The sequence below is a fragment of the Gemmatimonadota bacterium genome (assembly GCA_026387915.1).
Taxonomy (GTDB): Bacteria; Gemmatimonadota; Gemmatimonadetes; order Gemmatimonadales; family Gemmatimonadaceae; genus Fen-1231.
This window is the reverse complement of sequence record JAPLKS010000004.1, coordinates 81,802-101,119: the sequence shown is the minus strand read 5'-3', so window position 1 is coordinate 101,119 and position 19,318 is coordinate 81,802. Positions and strand designations below refer to the sequence as shown.

Below are 19,318 nucleotides of genomic sequence, written 5' to 3'. Positions count from 1 at the left end.
AGCGCCTTTTCCTCGCGCGTACCATATCGGCGTCGCTCCGGAGGTTGCGCCCACGCGGGCTATTGGGGACAATTCGCGCATGCAACCCGCCCCGCTCCCCCCAGACGAAGCCGAACGGCTACTGGCACTCCGCGAATACGCCGTGCTCGACACCTCTGGGGACTCGGCCTTTGACGACCTGACGGCACTCGCCAGCCACATCTGTGGCGTGCCGATAGCGCTCGTGTCGCTGATTGACGAGACGCGGCAGTGGTTCCTCTCGCGGCACGGGCTCGACGCCACCGAAACTCCGCGCGAATTCGCCTTTTGTGCGCACGCCATCCTCGGCGACGGTCCGTTCGTGGTGCCGGATGCGCACGCGGATGTCCGGTTTGCTGACAACCCATTGGTGCAGGGCGACCCGCACGTCCGATTCTACGCTGGCACGCCGCTCGTCACGCCACGGGGCCAAGCGCTGGGAACGTTGTGCGTCATTGACCACGAAGCGCGCACCCTGACGGCCGAGCAGCTTCAGGCGCTGGAGACGCTGGGGCGTCAGGTGGTCGCACACCTCGAACTGCGCAAAGCCTCGATGCGTATTCGCGCCAGCGAAGAGCGCTTCCGGGGGATGGCGATGTCGATGCAGACGGGGATCATTCTCCAAGATACCGATTCGAAAATCGTCTGGAGCAATCAAGCGGCGCGCGACCTCCTGGGCGTGACGGCCGATCAGCTCGAGGGCCGGACCTCATTTGATCCCACCTGGCAGGTCATTCACGAGGACGGATCTGATTTTCCGGGGAACACCCATCCCGTGGTGCAGTCACTCTCCACCGCAAAGGAAGTACGCGGCGTCGTCATGGGGGTCTTTCGCCCCGTCACCCGTGATCGGGTGTGGCTGCAGGTCGATGCCATTCCGCAGTTCAATGAAAACGGCCAGCTCTTTCAGGCGCTGTGCACCTTTGTGGACATCACCTCGCGCAAGAACGCGGAAGATGACGCGCGAGCCAAGTCCATTCAAAATCGTTCGTTGCTGTCGTCGTCACCACTGGCGATAATCGCCACGGGGCTCAACGGCATTATTCACACCTTCAACGAAGCGGCCGAGCGTCTACTCGGGTATTCCGCCGAGGAAATGATCGGCCGACACACCCCTGGCGTTTTTCACGACCCCGACGAGATGGCCGCGCGCGCCACCGAGTTCTCGCAGGAACTCGGCGAGCCCATCACCCCCGGCTTCGACGTCGTGGTGGCGAAGGCCTTGCGCAATCTTCCCAACGAGCACGAGTGGACGTACATCCGCAAGGATGGAACACGCCTGCTGGTGGCGGTGGCGGTGACCGTGGTGCGGGATGTGGCCGGCACACCGATTGGTTTAATGGGGATCGCAACGGATATTGCGGCGCGCAAGCAGACCGAGGCCGCACTCGTTGCGGCGAAGGAGCTCGCCGAAGAAGCGGCGCGCGCGAAGAGTGATTTTCTTGCGACGATGTCGCATGAAATCCGCACGCCGATGAACGGCGTCCTTGGAATGACCAACCTGCTGTCCGAAACGTCGTTGTCGCCGGAACAGCGCGGGTATACCGACGCCATCGGCCGCTCGGCGCAGGCCCTGATGAGTGTGATCAACGACATTCTCGACTTCTCGAAAATCGAAGCCGGCAAGTTGTTGATCGAACCGATTCCCTTTGCGCTCGAGCTGGCCGTGGTGGACGTCGCCGAGCTGCTCGCGCCTGGGGCGTCGAACAAGGGCGTGGAATTCTTGGTGCAGGTGCACCCAGACGTGCCGTCCCGCGTGTTAGGTGATGCGGGGCGCCTCCGGCAAGTGCTGTTCAATCTTGCCGGCAACGCGCTCAAGTTTACGGAGACGGGCCACGTCATTATTGATGTGACGCTCGCCAAGAACAGCGGTGCGAACGTGGTGCGCTTTGAAATTTCCGACACCGGCATCGGCATTCCCGCTGCCGTCATCCCCCGCCTGTTCAGTGCCTTTACGCAAGCGGACGCCAGCACGGCACGTCGATTTGGTGGCACGGGGCTGGGGCTCTCCATCTGCCGGCGACTCGTGGAGCTGATGGGCGGCACCATCGGCGTGAAGAGTGTCGAAGGCGCGGGCTCAACCTTCTGGTTCGAACTCTCGCTTGCGGAGGATCACTCCACCCCTCCGCTTCCGAGCCCGAAAGCGTCGCTCGACGGCGTGCGCGTCCTCGTGGTGGACAATGTGCCGGTGAGTGTCGAGTTAATGCGCGCGCTGCTCGCAGCGCGTGGTGCGCGCGTGAGCCATGCATTCAACGGACCCGACGCGCTGGCCAAGCTTCGACAGGCGGCGGCGACCAGCGATCCATTCCGCGCCGCGGTCGTGGATTTCCGAATGCCCGGCATGGATGGCGAAGCCCTCGGCCGCATCGTGCGCGCTGACGAAACGCTCAAGGACATCAAACTGGTGCTCGCCACCGCGGCCGCCACGCGTGGGGATGCCGTTCGCTTTCACGGCATCGGCTTCAACGCCTACATCACGAAGCCACTCCACCCAGGCGTCCTCGTGGAGGCCGTGGCAACACTCATGGCCCGCGCACCGGGCTGGCACGCTGAAGAGCCGCTCGTCACGCGGCACAGCATCGACGAAGCTGGCGCGCACGGTCGCCCGCGCCAACACTCGCACTGGACGCCCATCGACCCCGGCACACCATTTACCCGCGTGCTGCTCGCCGAAGACAACCCGGTGAATCAGGTGGTCGCCGTGAAAATGCTCGAGCGGCTGCACTGCCGCGTGGACGTCGTCGCGGACGGTGCCGAGGCCGTGGACATGGCCACGCGGTTCTCGTATGACGTGATTTTCATGGATGTCCAGATGCCGGTCGTCGATGGCCTCGAGGCCACACGTCGCATCCGCCGCCTGCATTCCGATGCGGCGAACACCCGCATTATCGCCATGACCGCAAATGCCATGGACGGCGATCGCGAGGCTTGCCTCGAATCGGGGATGAACGACTTCGTGTCCAAACCGATTGTGCCTGCCGCCCTGCGCGCCGCGCTGGAGAGCGCGCGCGCCATCGGGTAAGTTGCAGGATGATGCGCTCCGTCACCCTCGCCGCCGCCTTGCTCCTCGCATGGGGCACCGCAGACGCACAAAACGCCGTCGCGAAAGCCGTGACCAAGGCCGCCCCCTCGGCTGAGCCGCAACAATCAGTGACGAAAACCGCCGCGCCCGCCGAGCCGACGATGGGGAGCTATCAGTCCACGCGCATCAACGGAAAGCCGCTCCCGGTGACCGACCTCGCCAGCGACGACGAGGGCGTGCAGTACGTCATCGAGTTCGATGAACTCATTTTGAGTCTTCGCCCGGGACGCGAGTTTCGCGCGGCGCTTCGATATCGCCAAACGCTGGCTGCCAAGGGCGACAAGCTGGGGCGAGCGCCCGTGCAGAAGATGACGGTGTACGGCACGTGGACGACGGCGGGCAACGCCCTGCGCTTTGTACCGGATCCGAAGCGTGGGGGCCAGGGACTCCAAATGCTCGATGGCACGTTTGGCGCCAACAGCATCTCCGTGCCATTTGATTATCGCAACGGGTCCGTGCGGCGACGGGCGAACGTGGTCCTGGCGTACAACCCGAACATTTTTTAAGCACGCGCCGCCTGCGTAGACATCGACGCAGAGACTGTCCGCCGTGTTCGCCGGGGTACGACGTTGGATCGCGCTGCTACGTCAGCGGCTCGGCATGCCGCAGCACCCACCGCGCCGGCGTCCCGCACACCGTGCACGCGGCGTGCCCGTCGCCATACAACACCATCTCGGCCTGGCTGTCGCACGCTGGGCACAGGGTAATAACGGATTTCATGCCGTCGAGCGGCAGTCCGTTGCGAATGAGCCGCGAGACCATGGCATCCGGCTCAACCTTGCCGAGTGGGCATCGGCCGCCGGTGCATTGCTCCCCCACGTCGAGGCAAATAACCTCGGCGTCGTGCATGTTCGGCGGACCATCAAGGGCGTGCGGGGCCGTGACCATTATGCGCACGGGCCGCGCGCAGGCATCGCAGTGCAGTTGGTGGGAACTCATCTCTCCCTCCGTGCTGGCACGGCGCGCACCGCGCGGCGTGCCAGCGGTCAGAATCACATCAGGTCAGCGGAATCACATCCACGTCGAGTGCGTGACGGCGTGCAATGCTCAGCGCCGCGCCACGGGACAACCCGAACACACTGGTCGAAGCCGCGTCGGCATCCATCGCTCGGCTCGCTAAGACCGTCGTGCTGTGATAGATGGTGCGACGCGGCGCGGCGGTTTCTGGGTCCATCAAATGATGGTAGCGCACACCGTGCCAGCGGAAGAACCGTTCGTAGTCACCCGACGTGGCCACGGCGCGATCGCGAACCTCGAGCGTCTGCACCACCGCGCGCACATCGTGCGGATCACGAATGCCAACCGTCCACGGGCCACCTTCCGGCGAGCCACCGAGCGCGTAGAGATCGCCACCGACCGTGATGATTGCGTGTTCAATCTTGAGGTCGCGCAATACCTGCGTGGCGCGGTCGATGCCGTAGCCCTTCGCAACAGCGCCGAGGTCGAGATGTAGGTCGCTGGACGCAAACCGGATGGCCGGAACACCGCGCAGCGTCGAAACATCGACCTGGCGCCAGAACCCACGCTGCGCGAGCGGACGCACCGCATCGGCAGCCGGTGGCGCATTGCGATTGACGACATCCCACAACTCGCTCACGGCGCCGACCGCGGGGTCAAATCGACCGTTGCTCGCCTCCGACCATGCGAGCGCGGTACGCACCACTTCCGCGGTCTCTGCCGACACCGTCACCGCCTCGCGGGCGGCGCCGAGGTTGGCGCGACCAACATCGGAGGTCGCAATAAAACGCGACATCATCCGCTCCACGCGCTGCAACTCCGCAATGGCCGCATCAATCGCCGCCTCCGCGTAGCGCTCGTCGTGATGCGCCACCTGCAGCTCGGCGATCGTGCCCATTAGGGGGAAGGAGCGCCGAGCAAGTGTGGTCCGGCGCAACACGGCGGCCGGCAACGTCAGCGCAGCGAACAATCCAACACCGAGGGTGAGAAACTCACGGCGGCTGTTGGTGCGGCCGACAAAAGGATCAATGCGCATGGTGGTCTCCATCTTCTTCGTTACGACCGCAGCTACCGGTGCATCCGGCGCAATGGCCCGTGCAGCCGCGATGCGGCAGCAACCCGTAGAGAACAAACAGCAACGCGGTGATGAACACCGCCAAAAAGATCTGCATTAGTCGGCACTCCCCATTCCGGCAAAACCCATGAAGGCCATCGAGAGGCACGACGCAATCACGAGCACGAGGCCCATGCGGCGCGCGACCACCGGCGGGTCGGTGAGTTCGGTGCGCTCGCGGATCGAAGCCATGAGCGAGAGCGCTAGCGTCAATCCAAAGCCGGCGCCGAGGGCGAATACGAGCGCCTCAACGAGCGTGTAGTTGCGGCTCGTCTGGAAAAGCGCGAGCCCAAGAATCGCGCAGTTGGTGGTGATCAGGGGCAGGTAGATGCCCAGCTGCCGAAACAGAATGGGCAGATACTTCTTCACCGCCATTTCGACGATCTGCACCGCGCTCGCAATCACCACGATGAACGCGATGGTGCGCAGGAACGGCGTACGCTGCAACACGTAGCTATTGAGGAACCACGCACTGAGTGCGGTGAGCAACAGCACGAAGGTGTTGGCCAGTCCGAGTCGCCAGGCGGTTTCCACTTTACCGGTCACGCCAAAGAACGAACAGAGCCCGAGGAACATCACGAGCGTGAAATTGTTCACGAGCAACGTCGAGACAAAAATCCAGCTGAGGTGTCCCATCAGGCGCTCCGCGCGGCGAGGGTGTGCTTCTTGCGCCACTCGATCACGTACGCGACGGTGAGGCAGGCGATGCCCAGGGTGAGGAATCCACCCGGAGGCATCATCAGGAAGACCCACGGCTCAAACCGCGGCCCAAAGAGCGGCATGCCGAGGATCGTCCCGCGCCCAAGAATCTCGCGGAACGAGGCGAGCGCGGAGAGCGACACGGTAAAGCCCAATCCCATACCGAGTCCGTCGGCCACCGCGCGCAGCGGCTTGACCTTAGCGGCAAAGGCTTCGGCGCGTCCAAGCAAGAGACAGTTGGCCACAATGAGCGGAATGAACGGACCGAGCGCCTTGCTGATATCGGGGAAACTCGCCGCCAGCAACATGTCGGCGAGTGTCACGAAGGTGGCGATGATCAGAATGTATGAGGTAATACGCACCTCATGCGCGATGTACTTTCGGAACAGCGACACGAAGAGCCCCGAGCCCACAAGCACGAACGTCGTGGCCACACCCATCGCAAAGCCGTTCGCGAGGATGTTCGTGACCGCCATCGTGGGGCACATGCCGAGGAACTGGACGAGCACCGGATTTTCCTTTCCGATGCCACGCCAGACATCCTGAAAGAGCGTCGCCGGCGGCGGCGCTCCGGGGTCGAAGGCCGGCGCGTCGTTTTTCGGCGCGGCGGGGGTGGCGACGGCGGTCACGGGGTTCCTCCCTTGTCGTAGCGCTGCATCAGGTCCTGCCAGCGCGCCACGGTGGCATTCACCAGCTTGATAACCGCGCGTGACGAAATCGTCGCGCCGGTGATGGTCTGCACTTGGTTCGGCGGCGATCCCGCGCGCCCCTTCACCCCCACGACCGGCGCAATGCGCGTCACGAACTGCGCCATAAACGACGGGTCGTTTTCGATTTTGTCGCCGAGGCCGGGGGTTTCTTTTTGGTCGAGCACCTTGATGCCGATAAGGGTGCCGGTGGCCGGGTCGAAGCCGATCATCAGTTGCATAATCTCTTGGAAGCCCGGGCCCTCACCAACCACAGCAATCCCCATGCGCTTGCCCGACGAATCCTGACCGACGTATGCCTTTTGATATTCCTGCGGATCGGCGCCCTCGGGGAGCTTGGCAGTCAGTGCGTTTTTCACGACGTACAGCGTGTCCCACTTGGCGGGGGCCTTGAGCACTTCGCGCACGGCCCCGTTTACTTTGGCCGCGGCCGCCTTTTGAATGGCGGGAAGCGTGGCGCGATACACCGCGACCACCAGCAAGCCTGCGGCAGCGCCTGCAACGAATAACGTTGCGAGCAGTTTCCACGCTGGCGTCATCTTGCCCTGCACTGGTGGCGCGCCGCCACCGCCGTGAACGTGCACGTGGTCGGTCATTGGGCGATCCTCGTTGCCGAACCAAAGACCGCCGGCTGCGTCGCACGATTGATGAACGGCGTCAGCGCGTTCATAAAGAGAATGGCGTACATCACCCCTTCGGGGAGTCCACCCCACACGCGAATCAGCACCACCAGCACGCCAATGCCGAAGCCGAACACCCACTTGCCTTTATTCGTGACCGGCGAGGTGACCATGTCGGTGGCCATATACACGGCGCCAAGCATCAAGCCGCCGGAGAAGAGCATAAAGAATGCGTCCGGCTTTTTTGCGTCCACGAGGTGCAACACGGTACTCAGCGCCGCCACCGTGAGCAGAATGCTCGCGGGAATGCGCCAGTTGAGATACTGGCGCAACGCGAGGTACAATCCGCCCGCAAGAATCACGAGCGCGGCGGTCTCTCCAACCGAGCCGCCGGTGTTGCCCATAATGAGCGGCATCAACGCGGTTCCCGTTCCCTCGAACTTCAGCAATCCGAGCGGCGTGGCCGAGGTGACCGCATTCGTCACGGGATGCAGAAACGGAAGCGCAAAGAGATCGCCCTTAAGCTCCATGAAGGAACCACCAACGGTGGGCCACGTCGTGATCGCCACCGGGAACGCGGCCTGCAAAAATGCGCGCCCCACCAACGCCGGGTTGAACACATTCTGACCGAGGCCGCCCCACACGGTCTTGCCAAAGGCAATCGCGAACGCACCGCCAATCGCCACCATCCAGAGCGGCATTCCCGCGGGAAGGGTGAGCCCCAGGAGCAATCCGGTAATCATCGCGGAGCCGTCGGCGAGCGTGCCGCCCTTGCCCATCGCGCGCTCGGTGAGCAGCGCGGCGATTGTCGAGGTGACAATCACCAACAGCGCGCTCAGCCCAAAGAACCACGCGCTCGACACAATCACCGGCGCGAGACTGAACACCACGTGCCACATGATCTTCGGCGTGCTGTCCGCCGACTTTACGTGCGGCGACGCCGTGACAATCAGCTTTGAAGGAGTCGCGAGACTCATGAGGTTCCCGCCTGCGCGCGCCGGAGCGCCGCTTTGCTCGCCTGAAACAGATGCGCGAGCGGAATGTTCGAAGGACACACATAGGCGCACGATCCACAGAGCATGCAGTCCGCGAGATGCGCTTCTGTCATTTCGTCGTGGCGCCCCACTCGCGCGAGGTCGCCAAGGTGCGACGGATTCAGGAACACCGGACAGGCATCGAGGCACCGTCCGCAATGAATGCAGGGATAAATCGTCGCGCTACGCGTTTCGTGGGCGGCGAGAATCACCACGCCCGTCGTTCCCTTCACCACCGGCGCGTCAAGATTCGCCTGCGCCACGCCCATCATTGGCCCGCCGAGAATCACTTCGGCGGCATCGGGGGTCACCCCGCCGCAGTACGCAATGAGATCGCGCAGTTTCGTACCCACGGGCACAATCAGATTGGCCGGCTTCGTGAGGCCATGCCCCGTGACCGTAACAATGCGCTCAATCAGCGGCAGTCCCGTCTCAAACACTTCGGCGATGGCCGCCACCGATCCTACATTCTGCACTACGACGCCCACGGTCACCGGCAACTTGCCCGACGGTACTTCAACGCCCGTCACCGCCTGAATGAGCATCTTCTCGGCGCCCTGCGGATACTTTACCGTGAGCGGAAGAATGGTGACATCCAGATCCTTCGGCACCGCGCGGCGCATCGCCTCAATGGCATCGGGTTTGTTCTTCTCGATGCCCACCACGCACTTCGTCACTCCCATCGCGTGCATCATCACGCGAATGCCGAACAGCACGCGGTCGGGATACTCGGCCATCGTGCGGTGATCGGAGGTGAGATACGGCTCGCACTCCGCGCCGTTGATAATCAGCGTATGCACCGCATACTCTTTGGGCGGCGCGAGCTTGACGTGCGTCGGGAATGCCGCGCCGCCGAGTCCGACGACACCGGCGTTCTGCACGGCGGCAACCACCTGCTCCGTAGTGAGCCCTTCCCATTTGGGCACCAGACGCGGACGCGGCAACTGTGGCGCGTACTTGTCCACGGCAATGCGCACCGCTTCGGCGTAGCTGCCGTCGGGATGCGGCCAGAACTCAATGGCGGTCACCGTGCCGGAGGCCGACGCATGAATCGGCACCGATACAAAGCCATCGGCGGTGGCAATGGTATCTCCACGCTCGACATAATCGCCGACCTTCACACACAGTTTGGCTGGCTTGCCCGCATGCTGACGCAGCGGCAACACCAGTTCGTCCGGATACGGCATCCGTCGGATCGGAAGCGCTCGTGTGAGCTCCTTCTCCTCCGGCGGATGCACCCCGTGACGGAAATCAAACGCAAGTCGCATCATCGGCTCAGTTGAACGGCTCGGCGCGCTTCACCCACTTCTCCAGGTCTTTCTCCTTCGGATTGAGCGGCGTCCCTGGGTGGATGATCGAGACCGGGCACCGTTCCGCCGCGGTCACCAGTTGCTGATAGGTGCCGGCCGAGGCGTCCTTGATGTACGCCTGCTTGTCGGCATTATAGGAGAACATCTTCTTGTTCAGGTTGGTGCACTCATTGCACGTGGTGCAGCGTGACGAGTCGATCCACGCTTCCATTGTGATGTCGTCGGTGTCGTCTGATGCCGTAGCGGCACCCGCCACTGCGGCGTCTGGTGCCTTGGCTGGCACCGTCGCAACGGCTGGTGCGGCCGCTACCGGCGCCGCTGGCGGCGCGGGTACCGCGACAGCGGCGACCGCTCCGTTGCCAGCCACCGCTGCCGGCGCACTCGTCGCAAAGCCCGGCGAAACCGCCGGCAAGGACGCGAGCAGATCGGCAATCGCCGCCGAACCACCGGAGTTCTTGAGCAGCCCTTCCGCGAGACGCCGCGCGATCTGCGCCGGATAACTCGCCTTGAGCTCCACAATCTGCCGTTCGAAATCGGCACGCATCGCCGCTTCGCGAACGCGATACTCCGCGTCCACTTCCGACGCGACCATCGCGTGCACCGCGCCAGACACTTCGAGCCCCGCCAGCTGGCGCAGCTGCGACCAGAACTGGAGACGCTCCTCAGCGAGTACCGCGATCTCCGTGGTCACGCGCAGCCGGCGCAACTTGCGGTCAGCAGTCGTGGCCCAGATAAACGGCGTCAGTTCCCGACGCTCGTCGTGCGGCTTGAGCAGATACTCGTGGAACGGCACCATCGTGTCGTCCCACTTGGCCGCCGGAACTTCCTTGAAGTGCTGTTTGAACCGTGCCTCGGTGGCCGCCCAATCGGCGATGGTGAGCGGCAGCTCCATCAGCTGTTCCGCGCCCGCGTCGTCTACGTACCGCAGTTCATACGACGGCCACGGCGTGTCGAGCGAGGGATTCCCCTCGAGCGTGAGGCAATCGGCGATGTTCGAGCCACCGTCTGGATCGTACGTGAGGAATGGGAAAGCGCGGCTCTCGAGCGCCAGTCGCGACGCGTGCTGCGACCAATCGTCCGCGAGCCCATGTTCCACTGGGCAGGGCGTGTACACGTTGATGAGCACGGGACGCCGTTTCTTAAGTCCCTTCAGCACGCCAGCAATGAGATGCGACGCCGAGGCCTGCGACGACTGATGCACATACACACCACGGTGTGCAATGGCGATGTACGCGAGTTCTTTGCGCACTTCCTTCTTGCCGTGCTGCGCCTTGCCCCAGGCCGCCATATCCGACACTTGGCCGGTGTACCCCGAGGTGCAGGACTGACCGCCGGTGTTGGAATAGACTTGCGTGTCGAGCACGACCACGCGGAGCGGCTTCCCGCTCGCCAGCAAGCGCGAGAGATTCTGGAACCCGATATCGAGCATCGCACCGTCGCCACCCATCGAAACAATAGGCGGACAGAGCGCGAATTCGTCGTCCGTGAACTCGGACCACTCCAGGTGCGCGAGCTCTGGCTCGTGGGTGGCCGCGTCGTACGTGCCCGCGTGTAGCAGCGCCGCACGCCGCACGGCAATAAAGCCGTCCGCCATCTTCCGCATGTGCGCTTCGAACACGCCAATCGCAATACTCGGTGCGTCCTGGAAGAGGTGGTTGACCCAGGGGAACGGATACGGATTGTACGGATACGTGCTCCCCCACACCGAGCTACAGCCCGTACTGTTCGCCATGCCGAGGGCGGCGCGTCCTTTGCCGCTCGGCCCCTCGAGATAGCGCCACTTGAGGTCCTTGAGCTCCTTGACCGATGCCTGGAGCAACGCAATGCGTGCGTGGGCGTCGGAGGAAAGCGGCACCTTCACCGCACCACCGGTCCGCGCGGCCGCATCGAGGTCTGCGCCGGCACCAACCAGCGCACGTGCCTGATCTTCAAGGCCAGCAATGAGCGTGTCGATGTGCTTGAGCTGCGCATCCACGTGCGGCTGCATCCACGCATAAATCGATGACACAATCAAATGGACCGCAGTCTTCTCGCCGCACCCCATGCACGCGCCATCGCCACCGACCATGGAGCGGTAGGTGCCCTTCTTGAGCAAGAGCGACGAGAGCACACCGATGCCGTCGTCCACGCTGGAAACGTTGACGAAGCGATCGTCCGTGTCGGGGAGATGCGTCCACATCGCCCAGTTGCTGCGGAGCTGTGCCAGATTCGAATCGTCCTGCCGTGCGGTGGTGAGCGCACCATCGGGGCACGCCGTCACGCACAGGTTGCAACCTTTGCACGCTTCAGGATTGACGGTAATCGACAGCAATCCACCGTTGCCCTTGAACTTCGATTCCGGCGCATCAAAGAATGCCTTCGTCCGCGCCACCGGGAACGCCGCAATGAGTTGCTGCACGGCCGCAAACTCTGCGTCGGTTTCAGCACGACGCGTCGGCTCCCAGTTCATCTTGTCGGCCACGCCCACGTAGCCCTTAGCAAACGCCTCACTCACCGGTAGCGATGGCTCCTTGGCCAGCAGACGATGCGCTTCCTTTGCCCACGGCTTCACCACGGCGCGCATCCGCTCAAACGAACGGACCGTGCTCGCCTGGGTAAGCGCGGCATTGATTAAGTCCTCTTCGGTGTTGACGAGTCCCGGAATAGCGGCGTCCGGGCACTGCGTCCAACACTGCGCACAGCCCGTGCACTTCTCTGCGTGGAAGACGGGAATCTCAAGCCGCACACCGCTCATGTCGCGCACCGCACCGGTGGCGGCAGGGATCGCGCTGAAGGCGGCAAAGGGATCGGCAATCTGTTCTTGTCCCACCGCACACATCGAGCAGACCTGCTCCCAGAAACGTCCCGGATTGCCAGGGCCCTGCTCGGCATTGTCCGATGCCATCATCAACGGCTGATGCGCCACGGTCGCATTCACCGTCACGCCTTCGTCACCGCCAATCGGCACCACTTTGACTTCGTCGTAGCCACGGCGAATCACGCGCAGGTTGTCTTCGACAACCGTCGCGCCCTTGCCGCCGAACTTCTTTTGGAGCTGCGTGCGAATTCCTTCGAACAGCGCCGCTTCGGTTGCCTTTTCTTGGCTGAGCAGCGGCGACGTGGCGAAGAACGCCCCCATGAACGCCGCACCCTGCATACGATACCGCAGCTCAATATCAGACGCTTCCTCTCGCGCCACAGCAAAGGCGTCAATCGCGTACACCTTGATCTGTTTTTCACGGATCTTGGCGCGCGCGGCGGCCGGAAGTGTATTCCAATACTCCTCAGGCGACAGCTCCGTCTGCGCGACAAACACGCCACCCTCCGCAAGCCCGTCGAGCGGATCGCTGTGGCGGAACACGTTCGGGTCGGGCGAGAGCACCACCGTCACGTGCTTGAGCTCGCAGTTGAGTCGCACCGGCTCGTGCGCCAACACGGCATAGAACGTGGTGGGCTGTCCCTTCTTTTCCGAGCCGTACTTGGGATTGGCCTTGATATGGAGTCCAAACAATTCGAACGCCGTCATCGCGACGTTCTTCCCCATCGTGATGGCGCCCCATCCACCAACGGAGTGGATGCGCAGCGACGTGGCGCCGGCCGGGAGCAGATTCACCAGTCCGTCGCTGGCGAGCGAGAGTTCGCCGAGGTGCGGATAGCTCTCCGTGATTTGCTCCTGCCAGATCTGAAGCTTGGGCAGGCGCGTCTTTTCGCGAATGAACTCAATGCCGAGGTAGAACTGACGCCGCTGGTCAGCACCGGGCAGCATATTGAGCACCGCCGAGATGATGTCGCCCGGCTGGAGGTCGCGGCTGCCGAGGCCAAAGCACCCCGAGTAGAAATCGGGGATCTGGTCCGAAAGCAGCGACGCCACGAGATCGTACGGACGCGTCCCGTTGAGGGCTCGCCCATTTTCCGCGGCTTGGCTCATCGCGGCGCGAATCTCGCGCATCAGCGGCGGATCCACGGCCAACGGCTGATCGGTGCGCTCCAGCACGCAGACACCCTTCTTGCCCGCGAGGAGCCGCGTGATCACATCGGCCGGGAACGGGCGGAACATCGTGAGGTTGAGCACACCCACTTTGAGTCCGCGCGTCGCGCGCAGATGGTCGGCCACGGCCTCCGCATTCGACACAACCGAACCCTGCCCGACAATCACCCACTCCGCATCTGCAAGCAAGTACCCACTTGCACGCTTGTATTGACGCCCCGTGAAGGCGGCAAACTCGTCCATGGCGCGATCAGTCAGCGCCGCCACGTGGTCAAAGTAGAACGGCCGCTGCGCGGCCACACCCTGCGCGTAGCTCTCTTGGTTCTGCACCACGCCGAGCATCGCCGGATAATCAACGTCGAACATTTCGGGAATGCGGCGGCGCTTGGGGCCAAACACCATCTGCTGCGCGGGCGTCGGCGCGTCAATCAAGTCCGACGGGTCGCCGAGGTAGCGCTTGATGAGGTCCAGCTCGGGCATCATCGCCGTTTCAATCACGTGGCTCGTGAGGAACCCGTCCTGCGCGCAGATGCCCGGGTTGAGCGACAACTCGGCAATGCGGTGCGAGATCAAGTTGAGATCGGCAACTTCCTGCACATCCTTCGCAAACAGCTGAAAGAAGCCGGTGTCGTCCACCGCGTGATAATCATCGTGCCCCGCGTGCACATTGAGCGCGTGCTTGGTGATGGCCCGTGCCGCCACATTGAGCACATAAGTGAGGCGCTTGCCCACGGCCGCGTACAGCGACTCGTGCATGTAAGCGATTCCCTGCCCGCTCGAGAAGTTCGTAGCGCGCAAGCCCGACATGCTCATACCGGCCGTCACGGCCGCCGCCGCATGCTCGCCTTCCGGCTCAAAGAACAGGAGCCGGCGACCGTTAACGTTCACCTTGCCTTCGGCGACCGCGGCGGCCCAGCCCTCGCCCATCTGCGTGCTCGGTGTGATCGGATAGGCGCCAGCGGCTTCGCCAGCGGCCGTCTCCATCGCGACAACGGCGGCACTGCCGTCGAGCGCTTCGAGCGTGCCGGGGAACTCAGGAGCCGGCACCACAGGCGCCGGCGAGGATTTCGTTTCACCAAAGAGTTTCATCTGTTGCTCCGTTGCATCACCGGCACGCCCGCGAATTGCGCTCCGTTCAGCCACGCGATGGCGCCCGTGGGGCACCGCGTTGCGGCGTTCGGCGCTTCGAGCGCGATTTTGTCGTAGTTGACCACTGCCACACCGCTCGCGACGCTGATCAATCCGTCCGCGGCGTCCATGACGCACTTGCCGCACGTGGTGCAGGCGGCCTTGCACTGATCGAGCGCGTCATCACCCAGCACCAGATTCTTGCACTGCACCAAGAGATGTCCGTCGAGCGGCAGAATCGTGAACAGCCCTTTGGGGCAAGCTTCCACGCAGTCGCCGCACGCGGTGCACAGCGCCACGTCAACTTTGGGCAGTCCAGCGGCCGTCATCTGAATGGCACCGAAATCGCACGACACCTCGCAATCCGCGAGGCCGAGGCACCCCCAGGCGCATCCCTTGCCACCACCGGCAACCGACGCGGCCGCAGCACAGGTGGGCACGCCACGATACTCGGCCTGCTGAATGGCAACGTCGGTACCGCCAGCACAGAGCAGACGCGCCACGCGCTTCCGCTCTTCACCGGCGTCCACGCCGAGGTATGAGGCAATCGCGTCACGCGCCGATTCTCCCGACACCGTGCACTGCGACGGCGTCACCGCACCGCCCACCGCCTGCTCCGCGAATGCTCGGCAGCCCGGCAATCCGCAGGCGCCGCAGTTGGCATTGGGCAACATCGACGCCACCGCGTCAATGCGTGGATCTTCCCACACCCAGAGTTTGCGGTTCGCGAGCGCGATGAACACGCCAAAGACGAGTCCGACGCCACCCAAGATCATCACAGCCTGCAACATCATCGGATCGTCCCTCGCGCTGTCACGCGGTACCGCCGAGTCCACTTTGTGTCAGCAGCCAACTGGCAATACGGTCCGCCGCATCTGAGGCGCCCATCGCCGGAGCTGCATTCCCGCCAGCGTTCGGCACCGAGAACGGTGTCCGCGCGAGATCGGCGAGCTGTTTGAGTTCTTCGAGTTGTTGCCAAGTGCTCATCGCGCCGACGGCTTTCTTGGGCGCGTCGGGAATGAAGCTCACGGTGAGGCGCTGCCACGATTCGCGGCCAAGGGCCGGGTCGTGCACGAACGTCGCGGCACCGGCCGGCATCAACGCGGCAAAGGCAGGGCCGTCAAAGAGCGCCACGCGATCAAGACCTGAGGCATCCGTGGTTTGCAGCACGAACGTGCCTGGGGTGATGAGCCGAGCAAGAGGCGCGGGAGCGCAGTCGCCACTCACCACCAGCACGAGTTTCACATGCCCGTCAGCAAAGGATGCGAGGTCGGTGGCCCGCACGGACACACCGGCCACACGCACGACGAGTGGCGGCGCAGCACGACGCTCACTGCGATTCCATCCGCCGAACTGCAGCGGATCGAGCATCGACGCGTGGTCGGCCTCTACATAGCGGCCGCCGCGCACGAGGTCGGTAACGATGATCGCGCCAAACGCCCACCCAATCATCGCCAGCGCCGACTCCACTACGGCGCTGATCTTGGCCCCGCTCGTGACTTCGGCCAAAAAGAGATTGTCACCGCGTTCCGTCATTTGCCTGAGGACATCCACCGCACGACGGAGCGCCGCGAGCGACGGCTCATCCGCCGTGCGCGTGCCCACGTGGAGCGCGGCGAAACGCGTGGCATCGATATGCGACGCGCCAAACACGCCGAGCGCAGCCGACGCGCGCTTCACACGCGCGGGTTCGTCGGCCATCTGCTGTTCGAGAAATGCATCGGCCTGTCGTAGTGCCCCTTCCATCAGAGCACGGAACTCGGCAATCGGACGATCGAGCGCGGTGAGCGCCTGTTGGACCCTCGAATCAGACTGCATAGCGATCAAGCTCCGCATCGAGCAGGTGAATGCGTTCATCCGCGGTGCGCGGCGGGACACGACGCAAATCTTCGTAGCGCGGCCGCGAAGGATCGGAAAACAGCACGCCGAGATTCACATGTTCCGTGGACTCGGCTACGCGGCGCGCCGCTTCGAGGTCATGCGGATCGTGCGCCACTTGGTTCTTGTACACTTTCTCGAGTTCCGGCACCACCACACCATCGTCGTGGGCCAAGAGCGCGATGCGTGACGGATCCTGCACCGCCTTCATATAGACGGCGCTGGAATACACCGGGCAGCGCTGGAGAATCCGTACGAAACTGAGCCCACGGTGCCGGCGTGCCGCCCGCAGCGTCGCGTAGAGATGCGACGGAATCCACTCCGCCGTCTGGGCAACGAAACTGGCGTTCGTCACACCGAGCGCGGTGGAAAGCGGATTGAGCGAGGGAAGCCAGCTACCGTGCGGCTGGGTGTTGCTCGGATGGCCCTGCGGTGTGGTTGGCGAAGTTTGATTCTTCGTCAAACCATAAATGCCGTTGTCTAACAGCATTACAACGATGTCGAGGTTGTACCGCAGAGCGTGTATCCAATGGCCGGCGCCGATCGAGGTGCAATCGCCGTCGCCCATGACCACAAAAATGTCGAGATCGGGACGGGTGAGCTTGATGCCCGTCGCGATCGGAAGTGCACGGCCGTGAATGCCGTGAAAACCGTAGGTATTGAGATAGTGCGGAAACCGGCTCGAGCAGCCGATGCCCGACACGAACATCGTCCGCTCGGGCGGGAGTTGTTCGCTCGCGAGCAGGCGTTGCACGGCGGTGAGAATCGAGTGGTCGCCGCAACCGGGGCACCAGCGGGCGCGAGCGCCTTCGTAGTCGCCCATTTCGTATGCGTGTTCCTGTTCCTCAGGCTCGAGCACAGGTAACACGCCGCAGGTAATCGTCACTTGGCACCTCCCTTCGGCATCCGGTCTTTGATGGCGTCCACAATGGAGCCGGGGCGCAGCGGTTCGCCGGGCACGCGTGTCCAGCAGTCCACATCCACGAGCGTCGACGCGCGCAGCAGCCAAGCGAGCTGGCCGAGGCGGCGGTTCTCTTCGGTCACGTAGGGATCGCCGATTTCGTCACTGTAGTTCAGTTCCACGGTGACGACCTTCTTGAACTTCTGGAAGATCGGCTTGATGCCGGGCTCCATCGGCGAGAGGAAGCGCAGGTGCAGCGAACTCACCTTCAGCCCCTCCGCGCGCATACGATCCACCGCTTCTTCAATCGCGCCCTTGGTGCTTCCCCAGCCCACGACGAGCAGATCGCCCGTGGCGTCGCCGTACACGGGCGGCGGGGTGAGCAGCGACTGCAGCACGGCGAGCTTGCGGCTCCGCGCCGCTGAACTCCGCTGATGCACGCCGCTGCTGTACGCCACCTTGCTGCCTTCGTCGTGCGAGAGGGTCGTGAGCGTATGCATGCCGTTCGCTTGACCGGGCACGATGCGACGCGAAAGGCCCGTCTGCGGATCCCACTGAAACGCCTTGGTCCCAACAGGCACAGCGGAGAGATCCACCGGCTCCGCCTGCCAGTTGAGTTCTGGCGTCGGACGTTTGAACGGCGTCACGCCGGTCGCGAGGTTCGCATCGGTGAGCACCATCACCACCGTGCGGAACGCTTCGGCCAACCGACGCGCGGTGATCATCACATGAAAGCATTCTTCGATAGTCGCCGGCGCAATCACAATGTGCGGCGCATCGCCTGGCGACGCATAAAGCGCCGCGAGCAGATCGCTCTGTTCCACCTTCGTCGGCAATCCCGTACTGGGGCCACCGCGCTGCACGTCCACGAGCACCAGCGGAATCTCGGTCATCACCGCGAGCCCGAGGAACTCTGTCTTGAGGGCGAGTCCCGGGCCCGACGTCACCGTGAATGCCACTTTGCCTGAATACGAAGAACCGATGGCGACACCAGCCGCCGCGATTTCGTCTTCGGCCTGGTGCACAATCCCGCCGAACCTTTCGAACACCTCGCTCAGCAGGTGCGAGACCGACGTGGCCGGCGTGATCGGATACATCGCGCACATATCCATCCCCGAGGCGATAGCGCCGAGCGCAATGGCTTCGTTGCCGTTCATCACCACGAGCTTCTCATCCATCTTCTGCAGCGGCACATTGATGCGGACGTCAACATTTGTTTCCGCCCACTCATAGCCGGCTTCAAACAACTTGACGTTGCTGGTGTAGACCGCTTCGCTCTTCTTGCGGAAGGTGAAAGCGATCTGCTCTTTGATGCGTTCGCAGTCGCGGTCGTACACGCGGGCGAGCATCCCGAGCGCGAACATGTTCTTGCCCTTGCGGGGATTATCCACGAGCAACAGACACTCGGCTTCCATCGGCACCGGAATAATCCGGTAGTGGCGGGTGGAGAGCTCGACCATCGCGGCCTCCCACGCGGCGCGAATGTCGGCATCATCCGACGTCGCCCACTTGTCTTCGACGAGCAGGATGGCATCGTCGGCCAACGCATTCAGGCGATGGCGCGCGAGCAGCACCTGCTCATTGAAGGCGAGCGCAAGATTGGTCGCGTCGCCCCAGTTGGTGACAGGACCGGCTCCCACGCGCACGCGATAACCGCTCGCGCCTTCGGGAATACGCGGCGGCGGCTGGATTTCGGCGGGAATAATCTCCACCGTCCAGACGCCGTTCCCCATCTTGGCCGAGACGGCGCCAAAGATTTGGCCGCAACGCTGCGCGCCTTCACCGGAGTCGGAGACGATCTCGACGGTGTGCTCGCGCTTGGTGAGAATGGTTGGCGGGACGCCCTTGGCGCGCCCGGCAGGAGCTGCGATCGGTTCGGTCAACGTAGGCACTGCTCGCGTCC

At 63.6% G+C, this 19,318-nt stretch carries 15 protein-coding genes; 2 read left to right on the top strand and 13 right to left on the bottom strand.

Annotated elements, in window-relative coordinates; genetic code table 11:
- Positions 1–79: 79 nt before the first annotated feature.
- Both NTZ43_00890 and NTZ43_00885 read left to right on the top strand, forming a co-directional pair.
- Positions 80–3,040 (top strand): response regulator, encoded by a 2,961-nt coding sequence (locus NTZ43_00890; protein MCX5765765.1) that lies wholly within the window; start codon positions 80–82, stop codon positions 3,038–3,040.
- An 8-nt stretch (positions 3,041–3,048) separates the two neighbouring features.
- Positions 3,049–3,606: a hypothetical protein gene (locus NTZ43_00885; GenBank protein MCX5765764.1), complete on the top strand. Its 558-nt coding sequence runs from the start codon at positions 3,049–3,051 to the stop codon at positions 3,604–3,606.
- A 76-nt stretch (positions 3,607–3,682) separates the two neighbouring features.
- Here the strand turns inward: NTZ43_00885 and NTZ43_00880 are convergent, their stop codons facing one another.
- From NTZ43_00880 to NTZ43_00820, 13 genes are read right to left on the bottom strand one after another with little or no spacing between them, the layout of a single operon-like run.
- On the bottom strand, positions 3,683–4,039 hold the full coding sequence (locus tag NTZ43_00880; GenBank protein ID MCX5765763.1) for a hypothetical protein: 357 nt from the start codon (positions 4,037–4,039) through the stop codon (positions 3,683–3,685).
- A gap of 58 nt (positions 4,040–4,097) precedes the next feature.
- Complete coding sequence (locus tag NTZ43_00875) at positions 4,098–5,093, bottom strand: FAD:protein FMN transferase (protein ID MCX5765762.1); 996 nt, start codon at positions 5,091–5,093, stop codon at positions 4,098–4,100.
- Positions 5,083–5,229 (bottom strand): hypothetical protein, encoded by a 147-nt coding sequence (locus NTZ43_00870; protein MCX5765761.1) that lies wholly within the window; start codon positions 5,227–5,229, stop codon positions 5,083–5,085. The genes NTZ43_00875 and NTZ43_00870 overlap by 11 nt, the downstream gene beginning before the upstream one ends.
- The gene (locus NTZ43_00865) at positions 5,229–5,807 is read right to left on the bottom strand and encodes an electron transport complex subunit RsxA (protein ID MCX5765760.1); all 579 of its coding nucleotides are present in this window, start codon (positions 5,805–5,807) and stop codon (positions 5,229–5,231) included. Before NTZ43_00865 ends, NTZ43_00870 begins: the two co-directional genes overlap by 1 nt.
- On the bottom strand, positions 5,807–6,499 hold the full coding sequence (gene rsxE, locus NTZ43_00860) for an electron transport complex subunit RsxE (protein ID MCX5765759.1): 693 nt from the start codon (positions 6,497–6,499) through the stop codon (positions 5,807–5,809). Before rsxE ends, NTZ43_00865 begins: the two co-directional genes overlap by 1 nt.
- Positions 6,496–7,173: an RnfABCDGE type electron transport complex subunit G gene (locus NTZ43_00855; GenBank protein ID MCX5765758.1), complete on the bottom strand. Its 678-nt coding sequence runs from the start codon at positions 7,171–7,173 to the stop codon at positions 6,496–6,498. The genes rsxE and NTZ43_00855 overlap by 4 nt, the downstream gene beginning before the upstream one ends.
- Complete coding sequence (locus NTZ43_00850; protein MCX5765757.1) at positions 7,170–8,174, bottom strand: RnfABCDGE type electron transport complex subunit D; 1,005 nt, start codon at positions 8,172–8,174, stop codon at positions 7,170–7,172. The genes NTZ43_00855 and NTZ43_00850 overlap by 4 nt, the downstream gene beginning before the upstream one ends.
- Positions 8,171–9,502 carry an electron transport complex subunit RsxC gene (gene rsxC, locus NTZ43_00845; GenBank protein MCX5765756.1) on the bottom strand — a complete coding sequence of 444 codons (1,332 nt, stop codon included), beginning with the start codon at positions 9,500–9,502 and terminating at the stop codon, positions 8,171–8,173. Before rsxC ends, NTZ43_00850 begins: the two co-directional genes overlap by 4 nt.
- Positions 9,503–9,506: 4 nt before the next feature.
- Positions 9,507–14,597, bottom strand: coding sequence for a 2-oxoacid:acceptor oxidoreductase family protein (locus NTZ43_00840; GenBank protein ID MCX5765755.1), 5,091 nt, complete (start codon positions 14,595–14,597; stop codon positions 9,507–9,509).
- The gene (locus NTZ43_00835; protein MCX5765754.1) at positions 14,594–15,430 is read right to left on the bottom strand and encodes a 4Fe-4S binding protein; all 837 of its coding nucleotides are present in this window, start codon (positions 15,428–15,430) and stop codon (positions 14,594–14,596) included. Before NTZ43_00835 ends, NTZ43_00840 begins: the two co-directional genes overlap by 4 nt.
- A gap of 19 nt (positions 15,431–15,449) precedes the next feature.
- Positions 15,450–16,454 carry a hypothetical protein gene (locus tag NTZ43_00830; GenBank protein MCX5765753.1) on the bottom strand — a complete coding sequence of 335 codons (1,005 nt, stop codon included), beginning with the start codon at positions 16,452–16,454 and terminating at the stop codon, positions 15,450–15,452.
- Complete coding sequence (locus NTZ43_00825) at positions 16,444–17,400, bottom strand: thiamine pyrophosphate-dependent enzyme (protein MCX5765752.1); 957 nt, start codon at positions 17,398–17,400, stop codon at positions 16,444–16,446. Before NTZ43_00825 ends, NTZ43_00830 begins: the two co-directional genes overlap by 11 nt.
- Positions 17,397–19,307: a 2-oxoacid:acceptor oxidoreductase subunit alpha gene (locus NTZ43_00820; protein MCX5765751.1), complete on the bottom strand. Its 1,911-nt coding sequence runs from the start codon at positions 19,305–19,307 to the stop codon at positions 17,397–17,399. The genes NTZ43_00825 and NTZ43_00820 overlap by 4 nt, the downstream gene beginning before the upstream one ends.
- Between the last annotated feature and the right edge of the window lie 11 nt (positions 19,308–19,318).

Coding starts and splice junctions, on each gene's coding strand:
- NTZ43_00835 (MCX5765754.1), bottom strand. CDS start 15,430: ATGATGTTGCAGGCTGTGATGATCTTGGGTGGCGTCGGACTCGTCTTT.
- NTZ43_00875 (MCX5765762.1), bottom strand. CDS start 5,093: ATGCGCATTGATCCTTTTGTCGGCCGCACCAACAGCCGCCGTGAGTTT.
- NTZ43_00850 (MCX5765757.1), bottom strand. CDS start 8,174: ATGAGTCTCGCGACTCCTTCAAAGCTGATTGTCACGGCGTCGCCGCAC.
- NTZ43_00855 (MCX5765758.1), bottom strand. CDS start 7,173: ATGACCGACCACGTGCACGTTCACGGCGGTGGCGGCGCGCCACCAGTG.
- NTZ43_00840 (MCX5765755.1), bottom strand. CDS start 14,597: ATGAAACTCTTTGGTGAAACGAAATCCTCGCCGGCGCCTGTGGTGCCG.
- NTZ43_00865 (MCX5765760.1), bottom strand. CDS start 5,807: ATGGGACACCTCAGCTGGATTTTTGTCTCGACGTTGCTCGTGAACAAT.
- NTZ43_00885 (MCX5765764.1), top strand. CDS start 3,049: ATGATGCGCTCCGTCACCCTCGCCGCCGCCTTGCTCCTCGCATGGGGC.
- NTZ43_00880 (MCX5765763.1), bottom strand. CDS start 4,039: ATGAGTTCCCACCAACTGCACTGCGATGCCTGCGCGCGGCCCGTGCGC.
- NTZ43_00890 (MCX5765765.1), top strand. CDS start 80: ATGCAACCCGCCCCGCTCCCCCCAGACGAAGCCGAACGGCTACTGGCA.
- NTZ43_00870 (MCX5765761.1), bottom strand. CDS start 5,229: ATGCAGATCTTTTTGGCGGTGTTCATCACCGCGTTGCTGTTTGTTCTC.
- NTZ43_00830 (MCX5765753.1), bottom strand. CDS start 16,454: ATGCAGTCTGATTCGAGGGTCCAACAGGCGCTCACCGCGCTCGATCGT.
- rsxC (MCX5765756.1), bottom strand. CDS start 9,502: ATGATGCGACTTGCGTTTGATTTCCGTCACGGGGTGCATCCGCCGGAG.